This window comes from Pseudomonas sp. Z18(2022), from assembly GCF_036346535.1.
Lineage (GTDB): Bacteria > Pseudomonadota > Gammaproteobacteria > Pseudomonadales > Pseudomonadaceae > Aquipseudomonas > Aquipseudomonas yamanorum_A.
The window spans coordinates 1-14,442 of record NZ_JAOTOA010000036.1; the positions used below are offsets into that span (position 1 = coordinate 1).

Genomic DNA, 14,442 nt, shown 5'->3' on the forward strand with positions numbered 1-14,442 from the left:
TGCGAATTATAGACTTCCAGAATCTGCCGTCAACCCCTTTTTTTCACAATACTGTCATATCGGTCAAAAAACCCCGAAAAGCAAAGGCCGGCCCCAAGGGGCCGGCCTTCTACGCCTGCAAGTTACAAACTTGGAAAGGCAAACTGCGACGCTTCATGGCTGGCCCGTTGCGGCCAGCGCTGGGTAATCGCCTTGCGACGGGTGTAGAAACGCACCCCATCCGGCCCATAGGCATGCAAATCGCCAAACAGCGAACGCTTCCAGCCACCAAAGCTGTGATATGCCACCGGCACCGGCAGCGGGACGTTGACGCCCACCATGCCCACTTCAATCTCGTCACAGAACAGACGCGCCGCCTCACCATCACGGGTGAAGATGCAGGTACCGTTGCCGTACTCGTGATCGTTGATCAACTGCATGGCCGCTTCCAGGCTGTTCACCCGAACCACGCACAACACTGGCCCAAAGATCTCTTCTTTATAGATACGCATCTGCGGGGTCACGCGATCGAACAGACTGCCCCCCAGGAAGAAACCCTCTTCATGCCCGGCAATACTCAGGCCACGACCGTCGACTACCAACTCAGCGCCCGAAGAAACGCCGTCTTCTATATAGCCACTGACCTTATCCCGCGCCTGGCCAGTCACCAGCGGCCCCATATCCAACCCGCACGAAGTGCCCGCACCAATCTTCAGCGCCTTGACCTGCGGCACCAGCTTGGCGATCAACGCATCAGCCACCTGGTCACCGACACACACAGCAACCGAAATCGCCATGCAACGCTCACCGCACGAACCATAGGCCGCGCCCATCAAGGCACTGACCGCGTTATCCAGATCCGCATCCGGCATCAACACCGCATGGTTCTTCGCCCCGCCCAACGCCTGCACACGCTTGCCGCGCTTGGTAGCTTCGGAATAGATGTACTCGGCAATCGGCGTCGAGCCCACAAAGCTCAACGCTTTGACTTCCGGCGCTTCGATCAGCGCATCCACCGCGCCCTTGTCGCCGTGCACCACGCTCAGCACACCTTTAGGCAAGCCAGCTTCCTGCAACAGCTGCGCGATCAGCAATGTCGAGCTTGGATCACGCTCCGACGGCTTGAGGATGAAGCAGTTACCGCAGACGATCGCCAGCGGGTACATCCACAACGGCACCATGGCCGGGAAGTTGAACGGCGTAATACCGGCCACCACGCCCAACGGCTGGAAGTCAGACCAGGCGTCGATGTTCGGACCGACGTTACGGCTGTACTCGCCCTTGAGGATTTCCGGCGCCGAACACGCATACTCCACGTTCTCGATCCCGCGCTTCAGTTCACCAGCCGCGTCTTCCAGTGTCTTGCCATGCTCTTCGCTGATCAGTTGGGAGATGCGCGCTTCGTTCTGCTCCAGCAATTGCTTGAAACGAAACATCACCTGGGCACGCTTGGCCGGTGGCGTGTTGCGCCACGCCGGGAACGCCGCCTTGGCCGAGTCGATAGCACTTTGGATAGTTTCACGGCTGGCCAATGGCACCTGGTGAATCACCTGGCCCGTCGACGGGTTGTACACGTCCGCGGTGCGACCGTTTTCGGTCACCATCTGGCCGTTGATCAAATGCTGGATGAGGCTCATGCAGGGCTCCTGAAAAGTTGTTCTATATAGAAGGAGAAATCAGTCGATCTTGTTCAGCACTTCGCCGACCGCATCGAACAAGCGATCCAGGTCCTGCGGCTTGCTGTTGAAGGTTGGCCCGAATTGCAGGGTGTCGCCGCCAAAGCGCACGTAGAAACCGGCTTTCCACAAGGCCATGCCGGCCTCGAATGGACGCACGATCGCATCACCATCACGCGGTGCAATCTGGATCGCACCGGCCAGGCCATAGTTACGAATATCGATTACGTTCTTGCTGCCCTTCAAACCGTGCAGCGCATTCTCGAAATGCGGGGCGACTTCGGCCACGCTCTGCACCAGGTTTTCCTTCTGCAGCAGGTCGAGTGCCGCCAGGCCAGCCGCACAGGCCACCGGGTGGGCCGAGTAGGTGTAACCGTGCGGGAATTCCACCGCGTACTCAGGCGTCGCCTGGTTCATGAACGTCTGATAAATCTCGGTGCTGGCAATCACCGCGCCCATCGGGATCGCGCCATTGGTGACTTGCTTGGCAATGCACATCAGGTCCGGGGTCACGCCGAAGCTGTCGGCACCAAACATCGAGCCGGTACGGCCGAAGCCGGTGATCACTTCGTCGAACACCAACAGGATGTTGTGTTGATCGCAGATCTCACGCAGGCGCTTCAGGTAACCCTGCGGCGGCACCAGCACACCAGCGGAACCCGCCATCGGCTCAACGAATACCGCCGCGATGTTCGACGCATCGTGCAGCTCGATCAGCTTGAGCAGCTCGTCCGCCAAGGCGATACCGCCCAGCTCCGGCATACCACGGGAGAAGGCATTGCTCGCCAACAGGGTGTGAGGCAGATGGTCAACATCCATCAGGCCCTGGCCAAAAATCTTACGGTTACCGTTAACGCCGCCCAGGCTGGTACCGGCGATATTCACACCGTGATAACCACGGGCACGGCCAATCATCTTGGTCTTGGTCGCCTGGCCCTTCAGGCGCCAGTACGCACGCACCATCTTCACCGCGGTATCGGCGCACTCGGAGCCCGAGTCGGTGAAGAACACGTGGTTCAGGTTGCCCGGAGTCAGGTCGGTAATCTTTTCTGCCAGTTGGAACGACAATGGATGACCGTATTGGAAGCCCGGCGAGTAGTCCAACGTGCCCAGTTGCTTGGCGACCGCTTCCTGGATTTCCTTGCGAGTGTGCCCGGCGCCGCAAGTCCACAGACCCGACAGCGAGTCATACACCTTGCGCCCCTTGTCATCGGTCAACCAGCTGCCTTCGGCCGCCACGATCAGGCGCGGGTCACGATGGAAGTTACGGTTGGCGGTGTACGGCATCCAGTGCGCGTCCAGCTTCAGTTGGCTGGCCAGGGTGGACGGAGCGTTTTCGGGCATGTTCATGAGCAAAACCTCGCAAGGCAAAAGGCAGCGTAGGGATTTGAAAAGCGTTGTTGCAGCTAAATTGCCACGGGGATAAAGTCGGTGAAATCCAACTCTTCTAACCTTCAGTCAGGCCTTCACTAAACTATGAGCAGCCGTCGACCCGACCCACTCGCCCAAGTCAGCGACTTCGATATCCGTCTGTTGCGCATCTTTCGCAGCGTGGTGGAGTGCGGCGGCTTCTCGGCGGCGGAAACCGTATTGGGGATTGGGCGCTCGGCCATCAGCCAACAGATGAGTGATCTCGAACAGCGCCTGGGCCTACGCCTGTGCCAACGCGGGCGTGCGGGTTTTTCCCTGACCGAGGAAGGACGCGAGGTGTATCAGTCGGCGTTGCAATTACTCAGCGCCCTGGAAAGTTTCCGCACCGAGGTCAACGGCCTGCACCAGCACCTGCGCGGCGAACTGATCATCGGCCTGACCGACAACCTGGTCACCCTGCCCCACATGCGCATCACCCATGCCTTGGCGCAGTTGAAGGAGCGCGGCCCGGACGTGCAGATCCAGATCCGCATGATCGCGCCCAATGAAGTGGAACAAGGTGTGCTCGACGGTCGCCTGCATGTGGGCGTCGTCCCCCAGGCCAGCGCCTTGTCGGGCCTTGAATACCAGCCGCTGTACAGCGAACGCTCGCTGCTCTATTGCGCGGTTGGCCACCCGCTGTTTTATGCCGACGATAAGCAACTGGACGACGAACGCATCAATAGCCAGGACGCCATCGCCCCGACCTTCCGCCTGCCCGCCGATATCCAGGCTCACTACCAGGCGCTCAACTGCACCGCCAGCGCCTCGGACCGTGAGGGCATGGCGTTCCTGATCCTCACCGGCCGCTACATCGGCTACCTGCCCGATCACTACGCCAGCCTGTGGGTGCAACAAGGCCGACTGCGTGCGCTGAAACCGGCCACACGTTTTTACGATTTGAGCCTCGCTTCGGTCACGCGCAAGGGCCGTCGCCCTCATTTGGTGCTGGAAAGCTTTCTCGAAAGTCTGGCCGCAACGCGCTAGGACGGGCCCTAAAGAAAAACCTGAGCAACTGGACAGCTTTTTGCAAGGCATGGGGACCTAGAACCAACAGCCATGAGTTCCCACGCCATGCCGCCAGAATCCTCCAGCCCCAGCGACCTGATCTACGGCCTTAACGACCGCCCAAAACCATTGCCCGCTTTGCTCGCTGCGTTGCAGCATGTGTTGGCCGCCTTTGTCGGCATCATCACTCCGCCGCTGATCATCGGTTCCACCCTGGGCCTGAACGCTCACCTGCCCTACCTGATCAGCATGGCATTGATGGTTTCGGGCGTAGGTACCTTCATCCAGGCTCGTAGGCCGTTTGGCATCGGCGCCGGGATGATCTGCCTGCAAGGCACCAGCTTCGCGTTTCTCGGCGCCGTATTGTCGGCAGGGTTTCTGGTCAAGCAACGCGGCGGCAGCCCGGAAGACATCCTGGCGATGATTTTCGGCATTTGCTTCTTCGGCGCGGCGGTGCAAGTGGTGTTGAGCCGCTTCATCGGTCAGCTCAAAAGGGTCATCACACCGCTGGTGACCGGCATCGTCATCACCTTGATTGGCATCAGCCTGATCAAAGTCGGCATCACCGACCTGGGCGGCGGCTTCAACGCCCCGGACTTTGGCGCCCCGACCAACCTGGCACTCGGCCTGTTCGTGGTCCTGACGATCATCCTGCTCAACCGTTCGAACACCCCGTGGGTACGTCTATCCGCCATCATCATCGGCCTGGCATTGGGCAGCCTCGCTGCCTGGTTCAGCGGAAAACTGGTGCCCCAGGCCCTGCCGGACTTGCCACTGATCAGCCTGCCTACACCGTTCCGCTTCGGTTTCAACTTCGACTGGACGGCTTTCCTGCCGGTGGCGCTGATTTATCTGATCAGCACCATCGAAACCGTCGGCGACCTCACCGCCAATTGCATGATCGCCCGCCAGCCCATCAGCGGCCCTTCCTATATAAGCCGGCTCAAGGGAGGTGTACTGGGGGATGGCATCAGTTGCATGATCGCCGCCACCTTCAGCGCCTTTCCCAATACCACCTTTGCCCAGAACAACGGTGTGATCCAACTGACCGGTGTCGCCAGTCGCTACGTCGGCCTGTACATCGGCGTGGTGCTGTTTTGTCTCGGGCTGTTTCCGCTGATTGGCGCGGTGCTGCAACAAATCCCCAAACCTGTACTCGGCGGCGCAACCCTGGTGATGTTCGGCAGCGTGGCCGCCGCCGGCGTGCGCATCCTCGCCCAGGCCCCGCTGGATCGACGCAGCATGTTGATCATCGCCACCTCGTTCGGCGTGGGCCTGGGGATCGCCGCCCAGCCAAACCTGCTGCACCTGATGCCAACCCTGGTGCAGAACCTGTTTGACTCGGCCATCACCAGCGGCGGCCTGACCGCCATTGTGTTGTGCCTGTTGCTGCCTGAACCCAAGGCCACCACCGATGCCGCAAACCAGCCTCTGGAAAGCGACACTCTGGAGCCGCTTTGAGGGTTTTATCGTATCGGGACTTGTCTGGGGCTTGAGGGTGGGTTATCTGTGCACACGTCGTATTCATCGATCTGCACGGAAACCTCCATGAGCCTCGAAGTTCCTGCCCACAGCAACCACGCCGGAAAGCCTGCAAGCCGCATTCGGCAAAAGAACGAACAAGCGATCCTGCAGGCCGCCGAAGACGAGTTCGCCCGTCATGGCTACAAAGGCACCAGCATGAACACCATCGCGGCGAGTGCCGGGTTGCCGAAAGCCAACTTGCACTACTACTTCACCAACAAGCTGGGGCTTTATATTGCCGTGCTCAGCAACATCCTCGAACTGTGGGACAGCACCTTCAACACGCTGACCGCCGAGGATGACCCGGCCGCCGCCCTGACCCGCTACATCCGCACCAAGATGGAGTTCTCCCGGCGCCAGCCACAAGCCTCGCGGATCTTCGCGATGGAGATCATCAGCGGCGGTGAATGCCTGACCGAGTATTTCAGCCAGGACTACCGTGCCTGGTTCAGCGGCCGTGCGGCGGTGTTCCAGGCCTGGATCGACGCGGGCAAGATGGACCCCATCGACCCCGTGCACCTGATCTTCCTGCTGTGGGGCAGCACCCAGCACTACGCCGACTTTGCCACGCAGATCTGCCGTGTGACCGGGCGCACCAAGCTGACCAAGCAAGACATGGAAGACGCCGGCACCAACCTTATCCACATCATCCTCAAAGGCTGCGGCATCAAGCCCGCCCTCTAAACGAAGTCACCCATGCCTTTCACGCTTACCGGCCTTTGCGAGTTTCGCGAAGAAATTCGCAAAAGCCGCTTCATCACCCTCGCCGCCCCCATCGCCAGCCCCCAGGACGCCCAGGCCTTCATCGACCAGCACAGCGACCTGAACGCCACGCACAACTGCTGGGCCTGGAAACTCGGCGATCAATACCGCAGCAACGATGACGGCGAGCCCGGCGGCACGGCCGGGCGACCGATCCTGGCCGCGATCGAAGCGCAGGATTGCGACCAGGTCGTGGTGCTGGTGATCCGCTGGTACGGCGGCATCCAGCTGGGCACCGGCGGCCTGGCCCGCGCCTATGGCGGCGGCGCCAACAAATGCCTGCAAGCCGCCGAACGCGTCGAGCTGATCAAACGCGTGCCGCTGAGCTGCTCCTGTGGTTTTGCCGAGCTTGCTCTGGTGAAGTTGCGGGTAGCCGATCTGGGCGGGCTGGTGGTGGAAGAAACCTTCACCGCCAATGGCGTCGACCTGCAACTGGCCCTGGGCGAAGCCCATATCGACACCTTGCAAAGCCAGCTGGCCGACCTGAGCCGCGGACGCATTCTGCTAGCGCGCTGAAACTGCCCACATCTGCTGTGCACCTGCCTGTGGATAACCTGAGCACACTCGCCTGTAACCCTTCTGTCACAAGGGTTTCAGGCGGTTGTTCAGTTTTTGCTCAGGCGACCACACTAAAGTATTAATCCGGCTCAAAAACAGTCAGTTAGGCGGGTTATGTCCTTTAGAACAAAGGGCCTCAGCGCTTATATCCACCGATCACGCTTGCGCACAATTACTGTGGAGCAACCTGTGGATAACCCGTGCAAGAGTGACCCGGCGTCAGAGCCCGCAACGCCCCGGCACAATTGAGCGTTTTTTGATCAATTTTCGGTCCGACGTACCGGCATCAACTGCGCCACCGCCCACAGCACTTCAAACACCACGACGATCACCAACACCGTACTTGCGCCATGGGCCAGCGCGTAAATCTGCCAGGTCGCAAACAGCACCCGGCCAGCCGCGTCATAGCGACCAAAAATCGCTTGAGGATCGCGGATTCGCAGCACCGACCACACACAGACAATCGAGCCCATCAGGTTGGCCATCAACATATGCACAGGCGCGAACGGCGGCAGTTCGCCCGGCAGGTTCAACGCCACCAGGGCGTTATGCAGCAAAACAAAAGTCCAGGGGGTAACCAGCGCCGCGGTGACAATCAGGTCATACCAGCCGCTGGCCCTGACCAGTCGACGGTATTGGTGGGCAGTCCACATGAAAGCAAGCTCCTTCAATTCAAGAAGCCAGCAAGGTAAAGCCTGGAGTATGCTCCAAGGTCAAGCCCTCTCGAGCCCTCTACATGCGTATCGGCGAATTAGCCCAGGCCAGCCAGGTCAGCCGCGACACCCTGCGCTTCTACGAGCAACGCGGCTTGATTGCCTCACAACGCAGCGCCAACGGTTACCGCGACTATCCCGCCGATATGGTGCAACTGGTGCTGTACATCAAGACCGCCCAGCGCCTGGGCTTCAGCCTCAGCGAAATCGGCAACAGCGTCGGCGCATTATGGCAAGCTCCAGACCCCGACAGCGCCGTCACCCAACTGCTGCAAGACAAGCTCAACCTGATCGAAACCCGCATCACCGAACTCGACCAACTGCGCCAGGAGTTGCAGCAAAGACTCGGCCAGCGTTGTCCACTGAACCCGTGAACCTCCACCGTCAAAGGAAGCCATTCATGTCTACTTCAAAAACCGCACTGATTATCGGCGCCTCCCGGGGCCTGGGCCTTGGCCTGGTCAAGCAACTGCTGGCAGACGGCTGGGACGTGACAGCCACCGTGCGCGACCCGCAAAAAGCCGATGCCTTGAAGGCCCTGGGCCCGGTGCAGATCGAAAAGCTCGACATGGATGACCAGCAGGCAGTGATCGCCCTGAACCAGCGTCTCAAGGCAAAAACCTTCGACCTGCTGTTCGTCAACGCCGGCGTCAAAGGCCCGGCCAATCAGGAACCGGGCCACGCCACCCAGGCGGAAGTCGGCCAACTGTTTTTCACCAATGCCGTGGCGCCAATCAACCTGGCCCAGCGTTTTGTCGGGCAGCTGCGCCCCGACACCGGCGTACTGGCCTTCATGAGTTCGATCCTGGGCAGCGTCACCATCCCCGACGGCTCGGACCTGGCCCTGTACAAAGCCAGCAAGGCCGCCCTCAACTCCATGACCAACAGTTTCGTCACCCAACTGGGCGATCAGAAACTCACCGTGCTGTCGCTGCACCCAGGCTGGGTGAAAACCGACATGGGCGGCGAAAACGCGCACATCGACGTGGCCACCAGCGTGCGCGGCCTGCTCGACCAGGTAAATGCCTACAGTGGCAAGGGCGGCCATCACTTTGTGGACTACAAGGGCGACACCATCGCCTGGTAAAAAAACCGCGATCGTTATCGGCCGATTGCCGTCGATAACGATCCACACGTAAACTGCGCACCTCGCCCTTCCCGGCGACCCTGGATCAGCAGACAGGGCAACACTGAGCTGGCAAACCTGAACCCATCATTCAGAGGAGCCGGCCAATGCCTGCGACCCGTATCTGGTTAAAAAACCCCCTCGCGATTTTCACTGCCAATGGCCTCGACGCCCGTGGCGGCCTGGTGCTGCAAGACGGTGTCATCGTCGAAGTGCTGGGCTGGGGACGTGAACCCGCCGTGCCCTGTGGACAAGTGTTCGATGCTCGCGAGCATGTGGTGCTTCCGGGGCTGATCAACACCCACCATCACTTCTACCAAACCCTGACCCGCGCCTGGGCTCCGGTGGTTAACCAGCCGCTGTTTCCCTGGCTGAAAACCCTGTACCCGGTCTGGGCCCGGCTCACCCCGGAAAAGCTCGCCCTCGCGTCCAAAGTCGCCCTCGCTGAATTGCTGCTCTCGGGCTGCACCACCGCGGCAGACCACCACTACCTGTTCCCCGACGGCCTGGAACAGGCGATCGACGTGCAAGTCGACAGCGTGCGCGAACTGGGCATGCGCGCCATGCTCACCCGCGGCTCCATGAGCCTGGGCGAAGCCGACGGCGGGCTGCCACCCCAGCAAACCGTGCAACAGGGCGAAGTGATCCTGGAAGACAGTCGCCGCCTGATCCGCCAGTACCACGAACGCGGCGACGGCGCGCAAATCCAGATCGCCCTGGCGCCCTGCTCGCCGTTTTCCGTGACCCCGGAAATCATGGAAGCCAGCGCCGAACTGGCCAACCACCTCGACGTGCGCCTGCACACCCACCTGGCGGAAACCCTCGACGAAGAAGACTTCTGCCTGCAGCGCTTCGGCCTGCGCACCGTGGACTACCTCGACAGCGTCGGCTGGCTGGGCCCGCGCACCTGGCTGGCCCATGGCATTCACTTCAACCCGGAGGAAATCGCCCGCCTCGGCGCCGCCGGAACCGGGATATGCCATTGCCCGAGCTCCAACATGCGCCTGGCTTCCGGCATATGCCCGACCCTCGACCTGCTCGCGGCCGACGCGCCGATTGGCCTGGGGGTGGACGGCTCGGCATCCAATGATGCGTCGAACATGATCCTGGAAACGCGCCAGGCGTTGTACATCCAACGCCTGCGTTACGGGGCAGAGAAAATCACCCCGGAACTGGTGTTGGGTTGGGCAACAAAAGGTTCGGCGCAGTTACTTGGCCGTAGCGACATCGGCGAACTGGCCGTAGGCAAACAGGCCGACCTGGCGTTGTTCAAACTGGATGAGCTGCGCTTCTCCGGCAGCCACGACCCGATATCGGCGCTGCTGCTGTGCGGCGCCGACCGGGCGGATCGGGTGATGGTGGGCGGGAAATGGCGGGTGATCGACGGGCAGGTCGAAGGCCTGGATCTGAAGGGCTTGATTGCCGATCACAGCCAGGCGGCGCGGGCGCTGATCAGCGGGATCTGAGCCAAACACAGATCAAATGTGGGAGCCGGGCTTGCCCGCGATGCAGGCACCTCGGTCGTTCAGTTGCACCGAGGTGATGCTATCGCAGGCAAGCCAGCTCCCACATTGGCTCCTCGGTGTCTGTTACAACCCCAATAGCGACAACATGATAAACGTCGCAAACAACACAAAATGGGTCATCCCTTCGATGGCGTTGGTTTCGCCATCGTTGAGGTTGATCGCGCTGACAATCAGCGTGATAAATACCATCACGGTCTGCACCGGCGTCATCGCCATCTGGAACGGCTGGCCGGTGTACAAGGCCATGGCCTCCATCACCGGCACCGTCAAAATCACCGTCGACAGCGACGCACCCAGCGCGATGTTCACCACCGACTGCATGCGGTTGGCGAGGGCTGCGCGCAACGCGGTCAAAATCTCCGGCGCGGCGGAAATTGCGGCCACGACAATTGCCGTGATCACCGGCGGAGCGCCCGTGCCTTCCAGGCCCAGGTCGAGGGTCTTGGACATCACCTCGGCCAACGCGCCAATCACGATCACGCCAAATACCAGGGTCCCGATGGAAAACGCCAGGTTGATCGGCGGCGACTCTTCTTCCGGCTGTTTCTTGCGACGTTTTTCCGGGTAGCTGTAGCTGAAGAAATAACTGTGGGGCCCCACCTGCATCCGCAGAAACAGGGTGTACAGCACCACCATCGCGCCGATGGTGAAGGCCGAGTAAATTTTCCAGTCGGCCTCGGGGATAAATTCCGGCACCACCATCGACACACCCATGGCGGTCAGGATCATCACGCTGTAGGTCCGCGCCGAATCGTCATTGTAGGACTGTTCGCCGTGCTTGATCCCGCCCATCAGCGCCGCCAGGCCGAGGATGCCGTTGATGTCGAGCATCACCGCCGAGTAGATGGTGTCGCGCACCAGGGTCGGCGACGGCTCGTTGCTCATCATGATCGCCAAAATCACCACTTCCACCAGCACGGCGGCGAGGGTCAGGATCATGGTGCCGTAGGGGTCGCCGACCTTTTCCGCCAGTTGCTCGGCGTGATGGGCTACGCGCATCGAGGCCACGACGATAAAGCCGATCAGCGCCACGCCGCCGAGCAGCGCCACCATCTGCCCGCTGTGCAGCATCCAATGCTCCAGCGGGTAGGCAGCGATGGCGGCGATCAGCGCCAGCAGCATGAATTTTTCTTGCTTGATTGATGTGAGCATTACAGGCCTTTTATACGCGGCGAATCCGTCATTGATGGGGTACAGACTGCACCGCGCCGCTAACGTTTCGTTACACCTTAGTTCACGCACCGCTTGCACGACGCCAAGGGATACTCACCGCTTGGTCAGGTTTTGCCGATTATTTCGGCGTGCGCCTGTAGAATGCCGCCATTGCACCTGATGAGAATTTATAAATGTACGATTGGCTCAACGCCCTGCCCAAGGCTGAATTGCACCTGCACCTGGAAGGCTCGCTGGAGCCTGAGCTGCTGTTCGCCCTGGCTGAACGCAACAAGATCGCGCTGCCGTGGAACGACGTCGAAACCCTGCGCAAGGCCTACGCCTTCAACAACCTGCAAGAGTTTCTCGACCTGTACTACAAGGGTGCCGACGTACTGCGCACCTCCCAGGACTTCTACGATCTGACCTGGGCCTACCTGCTGCGCTGCAAGGCGCAGAACGTGATCCACACCGAACCGTTCTTCGACCCGCAGACCCACACCGACCGCGGCGTGCCCTTCGAGGTCGTGCTCAATGGCATTGCCGCCGCGCTGAAAGACGGCGAGCAGCAACTGGGTATCACCAGCGGTTTGATCTTGAGTTTCCTGCGTCACTTGAGCGAAGCAGAAGCCGAGAAAACCCTCGACCAGGCGCTGCCGTTCCGTGACGCGTTTGTGGCCGTGGGCCTGGACAGTTCGGAAATGGGCCACCCGCCGAGCAAGTTCCAGCGTGTGTTCGACCGTGCCCGTCACGAAGGCTTCCTGACCGTAGCCCACGCCGGTGAAGAAGGCCCACCGGAATACATCTGGGAAGCCATCGACCTGCTGAAGATCCAGCGTATCGACCATGGCGTACGCGCCATTGAAGACGAGCGCTTGATGCAGCGAATCATCGACGAGCAAATCCCGCTGACGGTGTGCCCGCTGTCCAACACCAAACTGTGCGTGTTCGACGACATGTCCCAGCACAACATCCTCGACATGCTTGAGCGTGGGGTGAAGGTGACGGTGAACTCGGACGACCCAGCTTACTTCGGCGGCTATGTCACCGAGAACTTCCATGCGCTGTACACCTCCCTGGGCATGACCCAGGACCAGGCCAAACGCCTGGCGCAAAACAGCCTGGATGCGCGGTTGGTCAAGCCTTAACGCCCGACCGATGTGGCGAGCCGGGCAATCTCCAGTTGCCCGGCTTCGCTGACCTGTAAGGCCTGGGACTCATTGATTACACTGACCCAGCCCGACTGCATGCACAGCTGCAACAGCGCGGCCCCCAACGCACCGCCCAGGTGCGGCTGCTGCTCGCTCCAATCCAAACAATCGCACACGATCGGCTGAGCCAGTGCCTGGGTGAAAATCCCCAGCCCTGCGAGTTTGCGTGCACCGTAAGGCGTCACTTCAAGACGCTGCTCCGCGCGTTCTACCCACCCCGCCGCCATCATCCGTTGATACACGCCTGCTGCCAGCTCTCCACCCAAATGCCCTTGGCACAGCCTCGCCCGTCGTAAAGCGGCAGGCGCAATCAGTGACTGCGAATGAGTGGGCGTGCTGCGGGCGACGCTGGCCATGGTGGTGCAGGCCAGGGCATCCACGGCGGCCCCCACATCGGCGGCGGCCACCCGAAAGAAGCGTCTGCCGCTACGGGCTTCGACCCGCAGCAACCCGCCGGCCGTCAATCGAGCAAGATGGGCATTGGCCGACGCCGCTGACAATCCCGCAAGCACAGCCAATTCATCGGAGGGTTTGGCCGAGCCGTCCATCAACGCCCACACCATCGCGGTACGTTTCGGGTCGGCCAGCAAGGTGGCGATCTGACTGATGCAAGGTGCCTGTTCCATGTGCTCATTCACTCCCTGTGAAGCATTCGTCTGCTGCGGTTGGCGCAAAAGTATAAGCGTGAAAACGCCGGGTTCCGTGCCGTCTTACAGAGCAACCAAGGACAGGAGCTGAAGGAAATTTCCTTATATCCCCGGGGTTAGGGCGTAAAGGCCGACTGCGCCGGCAACTGCGCGGTCAATGTCGCACAGCGGGCAACGAGCATTTCCCGCAGAAGATTGATCGGCTTGCTCAGTTGCGCACGATGGGCGCACAACAGGTTAAGCGGCGTGCGCTCGCCCCGCAGCTCCGGCAGGACCAGGCGCAGGCGCCCGGCCAGCACATCGGAGCTCACATCCAGCCAGGACTTGTAGGCGATACCCACCCCGGCCACCGCCCAGCGCCGCACCACATCGGCGTCGTCACTGAAGCGGTCGCCGGTCACCGTCAGGCCGACGTCGCGCTTGCCGTCGCTGAAACTCCAATGGTCGTGCACCCGGCTGCCGAGCATATACAGCAGGCAATTGTGCTGGGTCAGTTGCTCCAGATGACGGGGTTCGCCATGCCGCGCCAGATAGCTGGGAGCAGCGCACAGCACGCGGTAATTGTCCGGGGCGATGGGCAGTGCGATCAGGCTGGAATCTTCCGGTTCGCCATAACGCAGGGCGATGTCTACGGGCTGGCGGAACAGGTCGGCAATCCGGTCGCCCAACAGCAGACGCACACTCAACTGGGGGTACTCGCGCTGGAACTCATCGAGCCAGGGCAACAACTGGTTGCGCCCAAAGTCCGACGGTGCCGACAGTTGCAGCACCCCGCCGACCTGATCCTGGCCGCAGGCCAATAAACGCCGGCCTTCATCCAGGCTGCTCAAGGCCGCGCGGGCGTACTCCAGAAAGCCTTCGCCCTCGGCCGTCAGGCGCAGGCTGCGGGTGGAGCGCGCCAGCAAACGCGCGCCCAACTGCTGCTCGATGCGCTTCAACGCCGCGCTGGCCACCGCCGCCGACATGTCCATGACCCGCGCCGCCGCCGAAAGGCTGCCCAGGTCTGCCGCGCGCACAAACAACTGCAAGTCATCAAAACGCAGCACGCTGACCGTCCATTATCAAAAAAACATTGAAAGAGACTGCTCTTTTAGCGGGTTTTATCTTCGAGAGAAATAGCCAATCATCTGTCCATCCCGTTCATTACGTG

General features: G+C 60.9%; 14 protein-coding genes. 8 read left to right on the plus strand and 6 right to left on the minus strand.

What is annotated here, in order from left to right:
* Positions 1-122: 122 nt before the first annotated feature.
* Positions 123-1,616, minus strand: coding sequence for a CoA-acylating methylmalonate-semialdehyde dehydrogenase (locus V3W39_RS32225; RefSeq protein ID WP_177041508.1), 1,494 nt, complete (start codon positions 1,614-1,616; stop codon positions 123-125).
* A 39-nt stretch (positions 1,617-1,655) separates the two neighbouring features.
* Positions 1,656-3,005 (minus strand): aspartate aminotransferase family protein, encoded by a 1,350-nt coding sequence (locus tag V3W39_RS32230; protein ID WP_010174133.1) that lies wholly within the window; start codon positions 3,003-3,005, stop codon positions 1,656-1,658.
* Positions 3,006-3,131: 126 nt separating this feature from the next.
* On the opposite strand from V3W39_RS32230, the gene V3W39_RS32235 reads away from it, so the two are divergent.
* The 4 genes from V3W39_RS32235 (at position 3,132) to V3W39_RS32250 (ending at position 6,875) form a co-directional block, all read left to right on the plus strand.
* Positions 3,132-4,052: a LysR family transcriptional regulator gene (locus V3W39_RS32235; RefSeq protein WP_010174131.1), complete on the plus strand. Its 921-nt coding sequence runs from the start codon at positions 3,132-3,134 to the stop codon at positions 4,050-4,052.
* A gap of 87 nt (positions 4,053-4,139) precedes the next feature.
* Positions 4,140-5,534, plus strand: a complete 1,395-nt coding sequence (locus tag V3W39_RS32240) for a uracil-xanthine permease family protein (protein ID WP_294734672.1) — start codon at positions 4,140-4,142, stop codon at positions 5,532-5,534.
* A gap of 87 nt (positions 5,535-5,621) precedes the next feature.
* On the plus strand, positions 5,622-6,281 hold the full coding sequence (locus V3W39_RS32245; protein WP_003211175.1) for a TetR/AcrR family transcriptional regulator: 660 nt from the start codon (positions 5,622-5,624) through the stop codon (positions 6,279-6,281).
* Positions 6,282-6,293: 12 nt separating this feature from the next.
* Positions 6,294-6,875, plus strand: a complete 582-nt coding sequence (locus V3W39_RS32250; RefSeq protein WP_177120490.1) for an IMPACT family protein — start codon at positions 6,294-6,296, stop codon at positions 6,873-6,875.
* Between the two features lie 302 nt (positions 6,876-7,177).
* On the opposite strand, the gene V3W39_RS32255 is transcribed toward V3W39_RS32250, so the two are convergent.
* Positions 7,178-7,570 carry a hypothetical protein gene (locus tag V3W39_RS32255; RefSeq protein WP_177129850.1) on the minus strand — a complete coding sequence of 131 codons (393 nt, stop codon included), beginning with the start codon at positions 7,568-7,570 and terminating at the stop codon, positions 7,178-7,180.
* A gap of 83 nt (positions 7,571-7,653) precedes the next feature.
* Between V3W39_RS32255 and V3W39_RS32260 the strand changes: the two genes are divergently transcribed.
* The 3 genes from V3W39_RS32260 to V3W39_RS32270 all read left to right on the plus strand — a co-directional run bounded on the left by V3W39_RS32260 (position 7,654) and on the right by V3W39_RS32270 (position 10,222).
* A complete protein-coding gene (locus tag V3W39_RS32260) occupies positions 7,654-8,004 on the plus strand; it encodes a MerR family transcriptional regulator (protein WP_177041505.1) in 351 nt (116 codons plus the stop codon).
* A 26-nt stretch (positions 8,005-8,030) separates the two neighbouring features.
* A complete protein-coding gene (locus V3W39_RS32265; protein WP_177041503.1) occupies positions 8,031-8,717 on the plus strand; it encodes an SDR family oxidoreductase in 687 nt (228 codons plus the stop codon).
* A gap of 146 nt (positions 8,718-8,863) precedes the next feature.
* Positions 8,864-10,222, plus strand: a complete 1,359-nt coding sequence (locus tag V3W39_RS32270) for an 8-oxoguanine deaminase (RefSeq protein ID WP_330214077.1) — start codon at positions 8,864-8,866, stop codon at positions 10,220-10,222.
* 123 nt (positions 10,223-10,345) lie between these two features.
* Here V3W39_RS32270 and V3W39_RS32275 read toward each other — a convergent pair whose 3' ends face one another.
* Positions 10,346-11,434 (minus strand): calcium:proton antiporter, encoded by a 1,089-nt coding sequence (locus V3W39_RS32275; RefSeq protein WP_177076290.1) that lies wholly within the window; start codon positions 11,432-11,434, stop codon positions 10,346-10,348.
* Positions 11,435-11,628: 194 nt separating this feature from the next.
* Between V3W39_RS32275 and V3W39_RS32280 the strand changes: the two genes are divergently transcribed.
* Positions 11,629-12,582 carry an adenosine deaminase gene (locus V3W39_RS32280; protein ID WP_071486209.1) on the plus strand — a complete coding sequence of 318 codons (954 nt, stop codon included), beginning with the start codon at positions 11,629-11,631 and terminating at the stop codon, positions 12,580-12,582.
* On the opposite strand, the gene V3W39_RS32285 is transcribed toward V3W39_RS32280, so the two are convergent.
* Both V3W39_RS32285 and V3W39_RS32290 read right to left on the minus strand, forming a co-directional pair.
* Positions 12,579-13,271, minus strand: coding sequence for an ArsR/SmtB family transcription factor (locus V3W39_RS32285; protein ID WP_330214078.1), 693 nt, complete (start codon positions 13,269-13,271; stop codon positions 12,579-12,581). The genes V3W39_RS32280 and V3W39_RS32285 overlap by 4 nt on opposite strands.
* 137 nt (positions 13,272-13,408) lie before the next feature.
* Complete coding sequence (locus tag V3W39_RS32290; RefSeq protein WP_177076287.1) at positions 13,409-14,338, minus strand: LysR family transcriptional regulator; 930 nt, start codon at positions 14,336-14,338, stop codon at positions 13,409-13,411.
* Positions 14,339-14,442: the final 104 nt, after the last annotated feature.

What these genes read in the sequence shown, in the direction of transcription:
- V3W39_RS32225 (WP_177041508.1), bottom strand. Translation starts at nt 1,616, where the DNA reads ATGAGCCTCATCCAGCATTTGATCAACGGCCAGATGGTGACCGAAAAC.
- V3W39_RS32230 (WP_010174133.1), bottom strand. Translation starts at nt 3,005, where the DNA reads ATGAACATGCCCGAAAACGCTCCGTCCACCCTGGCCAGCCAACTGAAG.
- V3W39_RS32235 (WP_010174131.1), top strand. Translation starts at nt 3,132, where the DNA reads ATGAGCAGCCGTCGACCCGACCCACTCGCCCAAGTCAGCGACTTCGAT.
- V3W39_RS32240 (WP_294734672.1), top strand. Translation starts at nt 4,140, where the DNA reads ATGCCGCCAGAATCCTCCAGCCCCAGCGACCTGATCTACGGCCTTAAC.
- V3W39_RS32245 (WP_003211175.1), top strand. Translation starts at nt 5,622, where the DNA reads ATGAGCCTCGAAGTTCCTGCCCACAGCAACCACGCCGGAAAGCCTGCA.
- V3W39_RS32250 (WP_177120490.1), top strand. Translation starts at nt 6,294, where the DNA reads ATGCCTTTCACGCTTACCGGCCTTTGCGAGTTTCGCGAAGAAATTCGC.
- V3W39_RS32255 (WP_177129850.1), bottom strand. Translation starts at nt 7,570, where the DNA reads ATGTGGACTGCCCACCAATACCGTCGACTGGTCAGGGCCAGCGGCTGG.
- V3W39_RS32260 (WP_177041505.1), top strand. Translation starts at nt 7,654, where the DNA reads ATGCGTATCGGCGAATTAGCCCAGGCCAGCCAGGTCAGCCGCGACACC.
- V3W39_RS32265 (WP_177041503.1), top strand. Translation starts at nt 8,031, where the DNA reads ATGTCTACTTCAAAAACCGCACTGATTATCGGCGCCTCCCGGGGCCTG.
- V3W39_RS32270 (WP_330214077.1), top strand. Translation starts at nt 8,864, where the DNA reads ATGCCTGCGACCCGTATCTGGTTAAAAAACCCCCTCGCGATTTTCACT.
- V3W39_RS32275 (WP_177076290.1), bottom strand. Translation starts at nt 11,434, where the DNA reads ATGCTCACATCAATCAAGCAAGAAAAATTCATGCTGCTGGCGCTGATC.
- V3W39_RS32280 (WP_071486209.1), top strand. Translation starts at nt 11,629, where the DNA reads ATGTACGATTGGCTCAACGCCCTGCCCAAGGCTGAATTGCACCTGCAC.
- V3W39_RS32285 (WP_330214078.1), bottom strand. Translation starts at nt 13,271, where the DNA reads ATGGAACAGGCACCTTGCATCAGTCAGATCGCCACCTTGCTGGCCGAC.